This is a genomic window from Bifidobacterium sp. B4142 (assembly GCF_026537325.1).
GTDB lineage: Bacteria > Actinomycetota > Actinomycetes > Actinomycetales > Bifidobacteriaceae > Bombiscardovia.
Genome location: NZ_JAFNMJ010000006.1, coordinates 86,682 through 103,371, shown reverse-complemented (window position 1 = coordinate 103,371; position 16,690 = coordinate 86,682). Strand labels below are relative to the sequence as shown.

The 16,690-nt window shown below is 64.6% G+C and carries 9 protein-coding genes and 1 pseudogene; all 10 read right to left on the bottom strand.

Going from position 1 to position 16,690, the window contains the following annotated elements; genetic code table 11:
- Nucleotides 1–14 precede the first annotated feature (14 nt).
- Nucleotides 15–926 (bottom strand): 4-hydroxy-tetrahydrodipicolinate synthase, encoded by a 912-nt coding sequence (dapA, locus tag J3U06_RS08535; protein WP_267444930.1) that lies wholly within the window; start codon nt 924–926, stop codon nt 15–17.
- Nucleotides 927–1,195: 269 nt separating this feature from the next.
- Nucleotides 1,196–1,624, bottom strand: a complete 429-nt coding sequence (locus J3U06_RS08530) for a hypothetical protein (RefSeq protein ID WP_267444929.1) — start codon at nt 1,622–1,624, stop codon at nt 1,196–1,198.
- A 494-nt stretch (nt 1,625–2,118) separates the two neighbouring features.
- Entirely contained in the window at nt 2,119–2,688 is a 570-nt protein-coding gene (locus tag J3U06_RS08525) for a DUF805 domain-containing protein (protein ID WP_267444928.1), read from the bottom strand.
- Between the two features lie 103 nt (nt 2,689–2,791).
- Entirely contained in the window at nt 2,792–3,571 is a 780-nt protein-coding gene (locus tag J3U06_RS08520; RefSeq protein ID WP_267444927.1) for a hypothetical protein, read from the bottom strand.
- 539 nt (nt 3,572–4,110) lie between these two features.
- Nucleotides 4,111–5,003, bottom strand: a pseudogene (gene dapA, locus J3U06_RS08515) (4-hydroxy-tetrahydrodipicolinate synthase).
- Nucleotides 5,004–5,043: 40 nt separating this feature from the next.
- Nucleotides 5,044–5,781 carry a 4-hydroxy-tetrahydrodipicolinate reductase gene (gene dapB / locus J3U06_RS08510; RefSeq protein WP_267444926.1) on the bottom strand — a complete coding sequence of 246 codons (738 nt, stop codon included), beginning with the start codon at nt 5,779–5,781 and terminating at the stop codon, nt 5,044–5,046.
- 32 nt (nt 5,782–5,813) lie between these two features.
- Nucleotides 5,814–7,124, bottom strand: a complete 1,311-nt coding sequence (locus J3U06_RS08505; protein ID WP_267430637.1) for an MFS transporter — start codon at nt 7,122–7,124, stop codon at nt 5,814–5,816.
- Nucleotides 7,111–7,851 carry a GNAT family N-acetyltransferase gene (locus J3U06_RS08500; RefSeq protein ID WP_267444925.1) on the bottom strand — a complete coding sequence of 247 codons (741 nt, stop codon included), beginning with the start codon at nt 7,849–7,851 and terminating at the stop codon, nt 7,111–7,113. Before J3U06_RS08500 ends, J3U06_RS08505 begins: the two co-directional genes overlap by 14 nt.
- Before the next feature lie 127 nt (nt 7,852–7,978).
- A complete protein-coding gene (locus J3U06_RS08495; RefSeq protein ID WP_267444924.1) occupies nt 7,979–12,019 on the bottom strand; it encodes an ATP-dependent DNA helicase in 4,041 nt (1,346 codons plus the stop codon).
- Complete coding sequence (locus tag J3U06_RS08490) at nt 12,016–16,569, bottom strand: PD-(D/E)XK nuclease family protein (RefSeq protein WP_267444923.1); 4,554 nt, start codon at nt 16,567–16,569, stop codon at nt 12,016–12,018. The genes J3U06_RS08495 and J3U06_RS08490 overlap by 4 nt, the downstream gene beginning before the upstream one ends.
- Between the last annotated feature and the right edge of the window lie 121 nt (nt 16,570–16,690).

Here is a 16,690-nt window from a genome sequence, read left to right as displayed (position 1 = left end):
CGCTTGGTTGCTTGTCAGGAACGCATCAGCCCTGCGGCCTTCATGCCTTTCTCGGCTTGGATCAGCTGGTCCTTGCCAGGCCCAAGATTAGGGAGCCTCATCGTCGTGCTGTCCAAGACGCCGGCCACTTTCAAAGCGGCCTTGGCCATGACCGCCTGCTGCCCTTGGCCGTTCAGAGCCTGGACCAGCGGCGCCAAGGCGGTCGACAACCTCTGTGCCCCTTTCAGGTCGCCTTGATCGAACCGAGTCGCCAGGTCCTGCATAGGACCGCTGGCCACATGGGCCATGACCGATATGATGCCGACGGCACCCAAGGCCAGGAAGGGCAGGTACAGCCCGTCATCACCTGAATACCAGATCAGCCCCGTCTCCTTGCGCTTGATGGGAACTGCGGCCAGGTCACCAGTGGCATCCTTGACTGCCTCGACATGCGGCAATTCGGCAAGGCGACGGTAGGTATCCACAGTCACGTGCAACCCGGTGCGGCCAGGTACATCGTAGAGCACAATGGGACGATCCGCAGACTGACAGACGGACCTGAAATGCGCTACAACCCCATCCTGGGAGGGTCTGGAGTAGTAAGGCATGACCACCAGGAGCGCATCCGCCCCGGCTTCCTGGGTCATCTCGGCCATGCGTACCGTATGAGCCGTATCATTGGAGCCTGCTCCAGAGATGACGGGCACATCGACGGCATCCTTGACGGCTCGCACCAAATCGACTTTTTCTTCCATGTGGGTGGCCGGAGATTCGCCGGTTGTGCCGTTGACCAGCAACCCATCCGCCCCATCAGCGACAAGCCTGCGGGCCAGTTTGCCAGCGGCCTCAAAATCCACGGACCCGTCATGGTCCATGGGGGTGACCATGGCCGGCACGACCCGCCCAAACGGGGCCTTGTCCAACAGATGGGTTTGAAGCTCAGACATACTTCAACGCTACTTGCAGACGGGGACTCATCACCCTCGCGACACCCTCCCCCTCACACTGTCAGTCTTGGACAAGCAACGTGCGCCGAACCTCCACGGTCCCTGCCCAAATCAACAGAAGGAGAAAGAGGCGGTTCCCAGTAGCATAAGCCAGAAGGCAGGGCAAGCCAGGCCACCCTGCCGCCTCCCACGTTGTGCGTTCGATCCGCGTCTATCCATCACCTGGCACTACTCAGCCGGGCAGAGAGCAGCATCCCCCCGGGGCAAGCTCATTGCCCTTGTGCGGCGGTGCCGCCGCGATATAGTGCGGCCACCAGGGTCATCAGGTCGAAGATCAGCGCCCAGGCCGCCAGCCACTCGAAGGAGGCGTCACGATTGTCGCCCGCACAATAATCGATCGCCCACAGGTCCTGCAGAAACCACAAGGCGCCCGTCGCGCCCACCGCCATGCACCAGGGCAGGCACGACAAGGGGGAGCCCCCGAACAGCAGGCACAGCATCCACGACGACACCACGCACGAAGCGGCCGAAGCCGCCCAGGCCGCCACACGGACACGCACCAGATCCGACACGAACCGAAGCCAGGTCACCCCGGCCACCACCAACACGGCCACCGACACGAACACCCAGCGCATCACCCCCGGATGCATACCAGTTGCCGCGCCGAACGCCACCCCCCAGCAGGGCATCATCGGCATCGTCAGCGCCAGACACCAAAACCCAGGACGCCCCCCACGGCTCTCGAACCGACTCAAAAAACCACCACATCGCAAAAATCGAGAACAGGCCCACCAGAAGAAACTGGATGCAACGGCCGCGCACCCACTGCTCCTCCTGGTCGTAAAGGAACGCCCAGCCCGGCACAAACCCCGCCAGGAAGGCCGCACCGCACACCGCCAGCTTGCGCACCACACCGGCACACGAAAAGACACGCTCACCCGCAGGCGCATGACGCGCACACCCCGCCACCCGCGACATGACCGAAGACGCGCTCTGCAGCCAGGACCTCCCCACAGGAAGCCGCAAAGAGCCGGAAACACCAGCCATCACTCACCACCATCCCGCTCAAAGCATCGAATCCGCCACTCGGCCCGCCAGACCGTCGATTCCGGTCCTGCATCAGTGCCGTTCATGCAGGTCTCTTTCCATCCCGCATCGTCGAGGTTCGCCCTTTCCTGTTACAGGATAGGGGTCACTGTCCGTTCGGGTCCTCTGGATACTGCGCCGTACCAGTCCGACTCACACCGAGGCTTCCGTTATCGACAAATGGATGACGGCGACGCGAGGGGACGCACATGATGGCCAGCTGAACGACCGCAGCCAGAAGGAGGATGATGATCCCCGGGGGCGAAGGGGCGGACAGGTCCAGCTCTTTTTGGGCATCCGACACCATCGGACCGACAATCAGACCCACGGCCACCACCGTCAGCGCGTAAGGGACCAGCGCCAGCCACCCCGACAGGGCCAGGTCATGCAGACGCCGCACCGTCAGGGCATACATGGGCACCAGCACCGCCAGGGAGAACAGCCCCGGTATGACGGCCAAGGAACCCGAGGAGAACAGGCCGGTCATAGCAGTGGACATGACCCAGATGAACGCGGCGAAAATCCATATCTCCTTGCGACAGGAACGCCCTTTCCCCCTCGCGTACAGGTAGAAGGGCCGCTGCAGACACTCCTGCATCGTCGCGTCGTACATGGGCTCGTACCCTTTCATCACATCCACACGACGCGGCCTCTTCGAGAACAAGGCACTGGTCATGATCATCACCTTTCCTTTCTTCATAAACCCGTCCCGACGGTCTGTCAGAACGGAACATCCGATATTGATGTCAACGGCAGCATGCCCATGGTGCCGCCCGGCGTCACCGGCTGGCGTCATCGTCATTATTGGAGGCTCCCAGGAGGGAGGCGATCAGCACGATCAGATCGAACACCAGCGCCCAGGCCGCCAGCCATTCGAAAGCCGCGTCACGATGCGTGTCCGCGCACTTCTCGATCGCCCACATGTCCAACACGAACCACAAAGCGCCAACCACGCCCACCACACAACACCAGAACAAGGAAGCACCAGCCGACCCCGTCACCCTGGCCAGCATCCAGGACGGCACCACACACAACACCACCATCGCCGCCCACGACAGGAACCCATTGCGCACCAGCCGCATCAGCAACGGAAACACCAACACCCCGACAGCCACCAGCACAGCCACAGACACCAACACCCACCGGAACACCCCACCAGAGGTACGGCCGGCAGCCCCGAAACCCACGCCGAACCCCGGAGCGCACGGGAAAGACAAGGCCACGAACCAAGGCCCCGGACGCCCCTTCCCATCCTCATACCGCCCCAACAGGATCCACACAGCCAAGACGGAAAGCACAGCAAGCAAAATAGAATCAGCTATCCAGGCACGTACCCAATCCTGGCTGTCGTCGGTTAGGACGAGCCAGCCACAGGCGACCCCAGCCACATAGGCCACCCCGTACAGCACCGTCTTCCACAGCACCCCGCCCAGGGAGAACTCACGGGCGCCAGGCCGAGCATGCGGCACGCTCCCGACCACACGCGACATGACCGACGACAGAACAAACGCATCAACCCGATCCTCAGCGCCATCCAACACCCCGCTGGACACAGACATCACCACCACTCACCCTTCGCCCTGCATCTGCGCAAGCACGGAACCCAAGAACCCTGCTAACGGCGAGAAAGGCTTCAAATAACCAAGGGCCTCAGACAACGACGTCTTCCACCCGACACCACCTTTATTCTGATTATAGACCTGAGGCTTTAAGGCATCGACCTCGTCTTTAACCACGGATCGGATTTCACAAGAAACGAATTTCAACCTCTTCGAAACCGGCAGGATGCCGTTCTATTTACCCAGCATCATCGAAAAGTGGGAAACCAAATAACCACCTTGTTACATAAGGTCACCCAAAAGCCTCAGCTTTGGAATAATTCAAGCCCTATTGAAAGACTCTTACCCACAACCTTCAAGCCAAACACTGCTGAACCTCCCCCGGCACAGACCCCCTTTGCCTTAACAGCCGGCGGGGGCGGCCAACAACCAGCAACGGTTTGCTCCCACCTGCTGTACCCGGTGGACGTGGCTGGAGAAGGAGTCCGCGATGATCTGTCCAAGGCAGGGGCAATAGCGCCATTGCTCTCAGGAGTAATTCAGATCAGTCCGGCAGCCTTCATGCCCTTACAAGCAAGAGCCACCTGATCCTCATCGGGACCCAGATTGGGCAGCCTCATGGCGGTCTGATCCAGTCTCCCGGCCGCCTTCAGAGCAGCCTTGGCCATGACGGCCTGCTGACCCTGGCCATTCAGAGCCTGAACCAGCGGATCCAGACGTGCGGCCAAATCCCTTGCGCCATCCAGGTCCCCGGCATCGAATTCATCGGCCAGGCGCTTCATAGGCCCGGAGGCTACATGGGCGATCACCGCGCACCCAAGGCCAGGAAGGGTAGATAGAGGCCATCGTCACCTGAATACCAGGTCAGGCCGGTCTCCTGGCGCTTGCGAGGCATGGAGGCCAGGTCGCCCGTGGCATCCTTGACGGCTGTTACCCCGTCCAGCTCGGCCAGCTTCCGGTAGGTGTCCAGCTCTACGTGCAGTCCGGTCCGTCCAGGCACATCGTAGAGAATAATCGGCCGCTGAGCCGACTGGCATACCGAACGGAAGTGGGCCACCACCCCATCCTGGGAGGGCCGCGAGTAGTAGGGCATGACCACCAGCAGGGCATCGGCCCCGGCCTCCTGGGTCATCTCCACCATCCGTACTGTGTGCGCCGTGTCGTTGGAACCCGCTCCAGAGATGACAGGCACATCAACGGCATCCTTGACGGCCTTGACCAGGTTGACCTTCTCCTCCATATGGGTGACAGGAGACTCGCCTGTTGTGCCGTTGACCAGGATGCCGTCGGCCCCATCGGCCACCAGGGTCCGGGCCAGATTGGCGGCAGCCTCGTAATCAACGGATCCGTCTTTATTCATAGGCGTGATCATGGCGGGGATCACCCGGCCAAATGGGGCAGGAGGAAGCAGATGGGCACCAGTCTCAGTCATATCTTCACGCTACTTGCAGAAGGGGACGCTCTTGCGGATATCAGAACAGATAGTGGTCCAGGCCCACGGTCAACCCGGGAATGCTCCCGGCACGGCGCACGGCCAGGAGGACTCCGGGCATGAAGGAGACACGCTCGAAGCTGTCCGCGCGGATGGTCAGCTGCTCGCCGGGGTTGCCCATGAGGATCTCCTCGTGGGCGTTCAGGCCCCGCAGCCGGACGGCATGGACGTGGACACCGTCAACCACCCGGCCCCTAGAAGCATCAGCCTGCTGGGTCGCGTCGGGCATGGGACCCATGCCAGCCTGGCGACGGGCTTCGGCGATGGCGGAAGCGGTTCCCAGAGCCGTGCCGGAGGGGGCGTCGACCTTGTCGGGATGGTGCATCTCGACCACCTCGGCCGACTCGAAGTAGCGGGCAGCCATGGCTGCGAACCGGTCGGCCAGCACTGCGGAGATGGCGAAGTTGGGAGCGATGAAGACACTGAGCCCAGGATGCCCGTCCAGGGCCTGCTTGACCTGGTCCAGACGCTCCTTGGTCCACCCGGTGGTGCCGATGACGGAGTGGACCCCCTGCTCTATCAGGGTCAGGGTATTGGCCAGGACAGCATCGGGGCTGGTGAAGTCGACCGCCACATCCGTGTTGCTCGGATTAATGGCCGCCGGATCATCGTCCGGACCCAGCAGCAGGGCCGTCTGCATATCCTGCGCGCCATTCAGAGCACACACCACCTCGGTTCCCATGCGTCCGTCTGCGCCCAGCACCGATACCCGGATCATCGGCTGCCTCCTTCTCGATTGTTCATTTCATTTCACTGTGTATTTTCGGTCTTTTTCTCGACCATACCCCTCCTGCGGCTCCTGGCCCAGCCCAGCAGGGCCAGAGGGACAGCGCAGCAGGTGACCACCGCCGGTATGGTCATGCCGCCGTGGGGCCCGAACTGATCCAGGGCGACCCCAGCCAGGGTGGAACCCAGGGATGTGCCGATGGATCCTCCGGTAGACAGCCAGGAGAGCCCCTCGGTCAGGGCCCGGGCATCCACGTTCTCGCGCACGATCAGGTTGCCGGTGGCGAAGATGGGCGAGACGCACAGACCGGTCAGCACCTCGGCCAGACCCAGCAGAGCCAGGTTGTCCATGACCAGGCGGAAGACCACGTAGCCCAGGGTCAGCAGCACCAGGAAGGTCGTCAGATAGCGCCAGCGGGATCCTTTGAGTCTGACCGAGCCGAAGATCAGCGCCCCACACAGGGAACCCAGGGCGAACAGGGCCAGCTGCAGACCCACAGCACCCTCGCGACCCATGGACTTGGTCAGGGCGGTCACCGAGACGTCAACGGCAGAAAAGCTCATGTTGAAGACGACGAAGATGACGACCAGCAGGAGGATGCCCGGGTAGACCAGGGCCGAGCGCGATCCCTGGTGGCCGTCAGTATCACTCGGCAGAACGGTTCCGTGGGCATCCACCGGGGAATGATCCGCTGCCGACTGATCGACGGCCTCCATACGAACGACGGCCGGGGGCTCGGTGGAACGCATGGCGAAGAAGGTCAGTCCGCCGACCAACAGGGCCAGGGCAGGCAGGTAGAGCTGGGAGACCGGGCTCACCGAGGTAGCCAGGTAGGCGGAGAGGATGGGTCCCAGGATGAAGACGCACTCGTCCAGTCCCGACTCCAGGGCGTAGGCGGTGTTGAGCAGATTGGTCTTGTCCTCGCGCAGCACCCAGGCCCAGCGGGTACGCACCAGGGCTCCGAAGGCGAACTGGGTCAGGCCCATCAGGGCCGCCAGCACGAAGAGCACTCCCAGCGGAACCCGGCGCATGGCCCCCACAGCGAATCCCAGGATGGCCAGAGCCTGTACGATCAAGGCGGTCACCCCGACCCGACGCTGGCCGAACCGGTCGAACAAGCGGGCGTAGAAGGGGGTGACCAGGGCCGCGCAGAGCGTGTAGACGGCGCTCATCAGACCGGCCGAGGTCCAGTTGTCATAGATGTTGTTCAGGGCCAGCACGATGCCTAGACCCATCATGCCCAGGGGCAGACGGGCCAGAACGGCCGACAGGCAGAAGCCGGCGGCGCCCGGGTAGGTGAACAGGCGCAGGAATGGGGATTTAGCGGCCGCCACGGTCACCGTCCTTGCCCAGCTGGTCGCTCACACGGCCTCCGTAAATGAAGATGTCGTCGATTCCCTCGAAGAACTGCGGGTCGTCGGAGGGGTCACGCCCGGCGAAGGCCGCATGGTCCCGCCCCTTGAGCTCGGCCAACCGCTCCATGCCCTTGTGGTCGTAGAAGCCCACGTCGCAGGAGGAATCCGTATGCAGGTAGAAGCGCTCGATACCCGCCTGATCCAGATGCTCCAGGGTGTCCCGCCACAGGGCGCCGCCCACACCGCGTCCCCGGGCACGGCTGGAGACCAGGAAGAGCCTCAGCTCAGCCTGGGGTGGGACAGCCAGATCGCACTGCTCCTCCAGCTTGACCTCGGTCAGCTGCCACTGGCGGGCCCGATCCAGGGTCTGAGCGCCCAAGGTTGTGGCAGACAGCTGTTGGTCCACTCGCTCCAGCTCCTCCTGGGCCTGGGGGAAGCACAGTTCGCCACGCCCCTCGGCCAGCAGGGTCACCCCCAGAAAGTCCTGCCCATCAACAGCTATCCGGGCCCTGGTGGTACCCACCAGGTAGTGCAGGATGAAGTGGGCGGCGCTCAGCCGGGACACGGTGCCCTCGGGATCCTCCTGCACCTTCCAAGTAGCGTCGAAAGTCCCCACCAAGTCGGGCATATCCGCCCAGACCATGGGTCGTATTTCCTCGCTCCCCCTCCGCCGGGAGGCCTGGTCGTGAATACTGGACGTTGTCATCTGTCTCATTGCTCCATTCGGGCGTGCCCGGCCCAACGACGGCACTTGGCCGTCTGCCGATCGCCTGCTGTTCATGATTGCTGATGCGCGGCACCCATCGCCTTATCTTGCGGGGTCTGCCACAGACTCAGTCCTCGTCCGACTGCTCGGGTATGCCCTCGGCCAGGGATGCGAGAATTTCTTCTTCGGTCCTGGCACGGGCCCTGATGAGTCGATCCTGGGGCCGGTCTTCGCTTACATAATAAAGGCAGGCGTCGATGGTCGACAGGCCGATACCCTCCAAGCGTGACAGGAGCAGCCGGTAGAAGTCCAGCTGGACCAGACGGCGGTTGGTCGACTCCTCTCCGTGCGGTCGGGCACCGGTCTTCCAGTCCACGATGGTGTAGCGCAGATCCGGGCGATCAGGGTCCAGTCCGCCTGCGAAGACGGCATCCAACTTGCCCTTGACAATCTGGCCTGCCAGCACCGCCACGATGGGCCGTTCCACCCAGACGGGAGTGCGCTGGGTCCAGTCAGACTCGGCCAGCCGTTGCTCCCAGGTCAGCAGACGGGCCTGCACGGGATCGGCCTGGGAATCCAGGGACTCCCGCTCCTGGTCAAGCCCGGCCAGCATGCGGGCCCGCTCGGCCATGGCCCCGGGACCAAGCGGACCATCGAGCAGATTCGGCGATTCCGCCTGATCGGGCAGGTCCACCAGTCCTTGAGGGTCGGAAATTTCGGGCAGGATGAAGCGCCTGGCCCAGTCATGGAAGCGGGTGCCTGCCTCGGCCTGCGGGGAGGCCACCTGAGGTATGGGTCTGACCAGCCCCTGCCAGTAATCCCTCTCCATCTTGGGGTCGCCCCCTGCCGAACCAGCCTGGATTGCGGTGACGCTGCTAGCCCCATGCCCCAGGATCCGTCGGCCGGTGCGCCGCAGCAGATCCAGGTCCGTGAGCAGCTGGTCATCGGCGACACCCAGACGACCCGTGCTGACCTGCAGGACGCGGGCCGCATTGGCGTAGAGCCCGTCATCGCCCTCCTCATCAACTGCGGGCTCGCCCGGTTCCCCGGCGTGCACCCAAGCGGCCGAACGATCCAGGGCTTGGCGTGTGCGCGCACTCAGCACCGGAGGCCAGAGCGCCTGGTCACGTTCGCCGTCGCGGGCGGCGACCTGATCCACCTGATCCAGCGCGCGGTCGACAATGGACTGGCGGTAGGACTGGGCGTTCTCACCGACAAAGAGCCCCAAGGGCGGCGTCAGTTCGCCCTCCTGCGCATCCTCTGCCTGCTGCAGCTTGACCGCATCGGGCTCTTCCTGGAAGAGCTCCACCAGCTCGGTCCAGAAGTTGGAGGCCTTATCCGGGTCTGGAGCCGGCGTGTTCAAAGCGGCAGACTCCGCCTGGGAATCCTGGCTGAAGGTCAGCAGCAGGTCATGTCGGGCCCTGGTCGCCGCCACATAGATCAGCCGCCGCTCGTCGTCCAGCAGCCGACGGCCGTACTGTTCGCGCTGAGAGGGGGTTATGGCATCGGCCCGGACCGGGCGGGCCTGGTCGTCCAGCCCGCTCTCCCGAGACAGGCCCATGGCCTCCTCCTCCAGGCCCGCAAGGTCAAGCCGACCCAGCAGGTCTTCAGGGTCAGCTCCCAGGGGGGCATCGTGAGGAAAGCGGGGCAGAATCATGGCATCAGCCCGCACCGGCACCGGCACGGACTCGGGATCGACCAGCCAGGTACGGGCCGTGCAGTTGTACTGGTAGACCGGGCCGTCCGGGGATTGGGCCACCGGCTGGTCCGAGGCGGGCTTGACCGTGAGCCGATCGCCCTGGCTGCTGGGGAAGGCGCCACGCTTGAGCCCGACAACCGCGACGGCATCCCACTCCAGACCCTTGGCCTGGTGGACGGTCATCAGGGCCACATCGGCCTGCCGGTCGTCCCCGTCAGTGGGCATTTCGGGACTCTGGTCCAAGGAAGACAGCCAGGAGACGAACCCGCGCAGGCTGGGCCCCAGACCCTGGGGCAGCTCGGACAGGTAGACATCAACCTGATCCAGCAGGGCTTGGATGCCCACCTTGGCCTGGCTGGGCTCCAGAGGACGTTGGGGATTGGCCAGGGAACGAGACAAGACCAGGTCCACGTCCAGATCCAAGGCACGGATGGCGGCGATGACCACCTGGCGCAGGGGGGCCGAGGACTCGGCCTGGACCTGGCAGATGACCCGGGCGGCCTCGGCGGCCAGAACCCTTCCCCTGGCAGAGAGCCCGGAGCCCTTCAAGAGGTCTGACAGGTCGTCGCGCAGGAGCAGGTCCACCAGGAAAACGTCGTTGGGAACCTGGTCACGGTAACGGTGCAGATCCTCACGACGGCGGCGCGGATCGGGGTCAGACTCGACCAGGCCGGCACGAATCAGGGCCCGGTACTGACTGTCCTCGTTGACCTTGGCGGCCAGGGATGCCAGAGCGCTCAGGTCGGCCGCGTCCATGCCGAACCGGGCCGAGGCCAGCAGACGCATCAGGGAATCACTGTCGGTGTGGTCGCAGATCAGGGAGAGCAGGGCTCTAAGGTCCATGACCTCGGGTCGATCAAAGAGGGAGGAGTACCCGACGACCTGGCAGCTCAGTCCTGCAGCCTCCATGGCCTCGCGGTACCTGGGCAGGGCAGCCTTGGAGCGGAAGAGAACAGCCACGTGCGGCGCGTCACCGTGATTGCCATAAAGCTCACGTGCCTTGAGGGCGAACCTGACCACGCCATCAATCTCCTGGCCGCCGGTGCTGTAGCCCAGGAGGCCCACGGTACCCGGGTCGGCATCCTCACGGGGACGGAGCCTGGCCACATCCACCTCGCGCAGTTCTACTTCGGACCGGCTCTCCTGGCCCCGATGGCGTAGGGGGACGGTCAGCTGGTTGGCGGCCTTGAGCACCCAGCTGGAGTTGCGGAAGGTGCGCGACAGGGTCAGCGGGTCCTGATCCTGCGAGCGCCCAAAGGCCGTCACGCCAGACAAGGGACCATTGCCGGAGGCGGGTCGGTCGGCCAACATGCCGAACTGGGCCTGGAAGGTGCGGAAGGCCCCGGGACTGGCCCCTCGCCAGGCATAGATGGACTGGAAGGGATCACCCACGGCAGTCACTGCGGATCTGCCGGGAGCCTGGTCCGCACTCCCCTGATCCTCCTGTCGATTTTGCGGATGGAAGATGGCCGCTAGAAGCAGCGCCTGGGTGGTGGAGGTGTCCTGGTATTCGTCCAGAAAAACGTGGCTATAGCGGCGACGCAGCTGGGCACTGATGGAGGGAAAACGCTCGACCAGCTGGAAGGCGGCCAGGGTGAAGTCGCCGAACTCGGCCATGTTGGCCTGACGCTTGGCCCGCTGGTAGTCCTGGACCAGGGTCAGCAGCTTCTCTCGTGTCAGAACCGCCCGGCGCATAGCATCCACCCGGTAAAGGCGAATGCTCTGCCTGGCGTCTCGAAAAGCCTCGATTTTGCCTTGATAGTGCTCGTCGGTCTCCTTCTTGCTTCGTTTGGGTGGCGTCTTGCCGGCCCTGGGCTCGGTGTCCGGCACGGGCTGGTCACCGATGAGCTGGTCCGCGCGATCCACAAAGGCGCGGTCCCAGGCACGGATCCGCTCCACAGCCTGGTCGAAATCAGGGCAGTCGCTGCTGATCATGGAGGTGGTCACTGCCCCGGTCAGCCCCAGGACCCGGTTGACGGTCGTCGAGAAGGTCGCAGAGCCCAGGTCGTCGGGTTCACCATCCTGCGCCGAGGAGCCGGCGGGAAAGATCAGATCCAGATGGTCGGCAACCACCTGGGAGGCCAGCTGGTGGGCCCCTGCCGAACTCAGGGGACGGGTGTCCTGGTCCATCCCCACCAGCAGGCCGTACTGGCGCACGATGGACTGGAAGAAGGCGTCATAGGTGGACACGGTCGGCTTAAGAAAGTTGCGTTCAGGGTCCACAGCCGAGGTGCCTCTGCCCTGATCGCGTCGGATGACCGCCGCCCCCACCCTGGACTGGAGTTCGGATGCGGCCTTGCGGGTGAAGGTCAACCCCAGAATCTGCTCGGAGGGCACTCCCCGACGGATCAGGGCGATGACCCGGCTGGTCATGGTCATGGTCTTGCCCGAGCCGGCGCCGGCCACCACCAGAAGATCCTCATTGACATCCGCATCGACGATGGCGGACTGTTCGGCAGTCTGCTTCATTCCTGATCCTCCAGTAGATTGGGCGCCACCAGTTGCCATGCCTGACATTCCTGACCATTGCCGGCCCGATGGCAACGGGCAGGGTCGAAGACCGCGTCATCCCGGCCAGCCGTCAGCTTGACCCCGGCAGCGAAGAAGACCCTGGCTATCATGGTCAGCCCCCATACAGCCTGGGAGGAGACCCGGGCGGCTCGGACCATGCCCCACAGGTCCGCATCCACCCCAGGCGGCACCTGATCAGGCAGATCCGCAGGCTCAGCCTTGGACTTGAGCGGGGAGGGCATGCCGGTTCTGGGCTGAGCGATGGTGACCAGCCTGTCACGCTCGAACAGTGGCGGCTGATAGGCCATCTCCTCCCGGCGCAGCCCTGTTTGCGCATCCTTGGGCGGGGCCTGCAGCTGCAGGAGCAGGGACTGGCTCAGCTTCATCCCCTCGGTCCTGTCCAGATCGGGAGCCTCGGGCAGGCTCCAGGCCGCCCCCACCTCCGGGCTGCTGCCGGGCGTGGGCGGGAAGGCCAGTCCCAGCTGATAGCAGACCAGCTGCAGGTCGTTGAAGAGCTGCCCCTGGGTATAGGGGACCCTGCCGGTCTTGTAGTCCACCAGCCGCAGACGGATGCCCTCGGGCAGGGACCTGACCTCCAGACGGTCGATGCGGCCGGTCAGCCTGACCGTCGTCCTAGAATCCAGAGCTGCTGGGAAGCCGTCGACCAGGCCGGACATCAGGGCGAAGAGCCCATCGGCATCCAGAGGTCTGTCGGGGAAGGTGGCTTCCCAAACAGGAACCAGGTCCTCCACAGACAGGCTGACGTCGAAGGAGCGCTCGCTCTGAACCCCCAGCAGGTCGCCGACCGGGACCGGGCTCTTGCCATCAAGGCCGTATTGGGAATCCGATGAGCGGACGAAATAAGAGGCCAGGTTATCCAGGATGGGCTCCACCCGGCTCCTGCGACCACGCTGGTCATAGAGTTCGTCGGGGTCCCGCAGGCGCTGTTCCTGAGGGGCCAGTTCCTGGTAGATGTCCAGGAGCGCATCCCGCACCTGCTGCTGGCGGGCGTCCGGATCACCCTGGCCGGGACGGTCCAATCCCTGGGCTGTGCCCTCGCTGGCCACCTTGTGAATCAGGGAACCGAACTCCGTAGGCACCCTTGACGGGGAGGGGCCGGAGAACTGGTCACCCAGGGCCCACTCCAGGGGGCAGTTCCAGATGGCATCGACCGCTGAGGGCGAAAGAAGGACCACCTGGCGGTCGGACCGGCGCTCATGGCGATGGTCACGACCCTGGTCACGGTTTTGTATTCGATCCGCCTGACCGGCTTGATTGACGGAAGCATGTGCAGAACGAGGGGCATGGTCCCTTTCAGTAACCGATGTGACACCTGAGGCGGCGCCTACGGCCCTTGACTCGGCGGCCTGTGCAGTATGAACTTCTTCCGCCGAGGCCGGTTCAGCAGCGCCCTCCTGGTCATGGTCATAGAGGAAGGGCCAATGCCTGGGATCGGCCGAATCCTGGCCCTGGTCGGCCAGCAGCCGCAGGGCTTGCACGGCATCGTCCACTCGCTCACGGTCGACTTGATCTTCCGGGAGCAGCGCTTGAACAGCCAGGATGGACCGGGCGGCCGCCGTCAGCCCCCTAGCAGACACCTCCAGCCCCCCATAGCGCTCACTGCCGCCGGAGCCAGCGCCGACCATGCTGAACTCGGCCTGGCTCATATCGGCGGTGCGTGGATAGCGTTCGGGCAGGTAGCCGTAGAGGAAGTCCGATGGAACCAGGTCATCGTTCCAGACCGCGCTGATGCGTACCTGGGTCCGGGCCCTGGTCAGCGCCTCCAGGAAACCCTTCTTCTCGGCGTAGAGGATGGAGCGCAGGGCAGGATCGTGGCTGAGCGTGTCCGCCAGGGGGTCGCCGATGCGGTCGTGCAGGACCAGGTCGGCCAGCTCCTCGGCCCCGAACATGGTGTCGCGGGGGATCAGATTAGGCCAGACCCCGTCCTGGACGGCGGGCAGCCAGACCAGCGGCCAGTCGGTGGCCAGGGCGGCGGCGCCGGCGGGTGTGGTCAGGGTGACGGCGTGCTCGATGGGCCCGATCCGCGCCAGGGAGTCGGCCTCGATCTGCATGGTGCGCACCTGGTCCATGAAGGCCTCGACCGTGGGGAAACGACGGGAGCCAGCCGCGTACTGGAAGAGCCGCATGAGCGCGTCCAGACGGTCGTTGGCCTCCTCCCCCTCCTGGGTGGCCATCAGGGCTCGCCGCTGCCAGTCATCGGCCAGGTCCAGGCTCCGCCAGGCCTCCCAGAGCACGTATTGGGGCTGACGGTCCTCCAGGGCGCTGATGCGGGTGGCGGTCAGATGCAGAACCTGCAGGGCCCTGTCCAGGACCTGAACGTCAGGGTCCTCCCGGCGACCTCCGGCGATAGCGGTCATGGCCTCCAGAATGATTCCCGAGGATCGGTCATCCGGATCCAGCACCAGCAGGGTCTCCAAAGCCTGAACCGACAGAATGGCTGGCTGTTGAGCACCCCGGTCTCCCAGATCCACCGGCTGGTCCGGGGCCGAGGCTGTGGAGAAGGGACCAGACCCGTCCCCTGGCTCGGCGCAATCGTGCCTGGTCAACAGGGAGTCATCGACGCTGATGCCGGATGAACGGTCCCTTTGAGCCCGCCGCTCGGCCAGGTCCTCGACCCAGGTCTGCCAGGCCTGTCCCAGGAGCGGCAGGTCCTCCAAGGAGCCCGATGAGTCCGGGTCACTCCCCCGCTGGTCGGACAGGGGAGCCAATGCGGCCATGGTCTCCATGATGGACTCCAGGCGTTCCATTCTGACGGGTCGCTCTGCGCGAGCGGCGGTGGCGGGAACACGGAAGAGCGGCCCAGCCATCAGGGTGCGCAGGCGAGAACGGATCCAGGCGGCCACCTGGGCAAGATCGTCCGGGTCGCTTCCGGCGGCACCAGGGTCCAGCACCGATTGGGCCAGCTCGACCAGGGCGAAGAGGCCCTGGATGGCGGGCTCCTGGCTGAGCGGACGGGTCACCGAGGAGAAGCGCACCGGCACACCCTGAACACGCAGCTTGCGGCCCAGGGTACGCAGGGTCATGTTGTCGTGGGCGATGACGGCCATGTCGTTCCAGTCACGCTGATTGGCCAGAAACTCATGCTTGATCTGCCAAACCAGGTCATCGTCCTCCTGGTCGGGGGTGTGGAAGAGTCTGGTCTGTACGCTGCCATCACGGATAAGACCGTCGCCATCGGTCAAGGGTGCCACAGGTCCGGCACCGGGCCAGGCGGGCAGCTTGCCAGGCCTGTCGGGCAGGGGGGTGTCGTTCTCCTCGACTCCGGCGATGCCCAGGCTGACCCTGGCAGCCACCAGATCAGCGTAGGAACCTGGAGCCGCCGGGTCGGAACCCCGGCCGCTTTCGGTATGCTCTGCAACTGCTTCCGGAACCACCATTCTCCGGGGTTTCAGGGTCACGGTGGCGGCGTCCAGGCAGGCGAAATCCTGGGCCAGCAGGGGGGCTGAGGCGCTTGGCATGGGCTTGGACAAGGCCGTCAGGCGAGTGGCCAGAAATTCCGGGTAGGAGCCGCGGAAGGACTGGACCGACTGGTCGGGATTGCCCACCAGAAGGAGTCGGCAGCCAGCCTGGTTCAAGCCCTGCAACAGGCCCATCCCGGCCAGGGTGATGTCCTGCCAGTCGTCCACGACCAGCAGGTCGGGCAGGTCGTCATCGGCCAGACCGTCCAGGCTGCGGGAGGCTTCGACCATGAGCATGGAGGGGTCCAGACGGAATTCGTCCGGGTAGCTCTCGGTGATGCTCTGGCGATACTCATCCTCCAGGGCGAAGGCCAGCCGCCACTGCAGGCCCAGCCGGTCGCGGCGGTCGGGATCCATGGGTTGGACGGCCAAAGCATCCAGAAGCTGATCCCGGTCATCCCTATCCAGGCCCAATTCCGTCATGCGGGCGAACATGTCCCGCAGCTGGGCGATGAATCTGTCCGCGACCCCTACGACCCGTCCCTGGTCATCGCCAACCAAAACGGAGGACCAGCCCGCCCCGTTGCGAAAGTAGCGTTCCAGGAGTCGGCAGACTGCGCAGTCGTCCCCGGCCTGTACATGCTCCAGATGGACGGTCATAACCTGCCTGAGCAGGGCATCCTCCTCGGCGCCGTTGAGCAACCTAGGCAGGAGCGGATCGTGGCCCCCCTGGGCCAGCCGGGACCGTGTCAGCAGACGGAAGGCCAGGGCCTGCAGGGTGCCCACAGGCCGGGTGCGGTCGGACCTGCCCCGCTCAAGAATGACCTGGCGGCTGACCTGGTCGGCCGCGGTCCTACCTGATACGGCCATGCTGGCTCCGTCACCAAACTGCTCCATACCGGCCAGCAGAGCCCGGGTAGTCAGCCTGGTCTTGCCGCTGCGAGGAGGACCAGCCACCACCAGGGCCCGGGTAGGCCGACCCTCCTCGTTCTGGAGCCGATCGCCGATAAGGGCGCGGACCGGTTCCATGGCCTCTTGCGGATCCACCGGTGGCTGCTTGCTCATAGCTACAAGAATAGGGTCCGGCATGGTCCATCTACAGGCCCCGAAACCCGCTGGTCCGGAACCGCCGGCAGAAGGCTCAATCGATGCCTGATCAGGAACGACGTGCTGTTATCGTGGATAGCAGTTTCCAGGCAGTTCTTAGGAG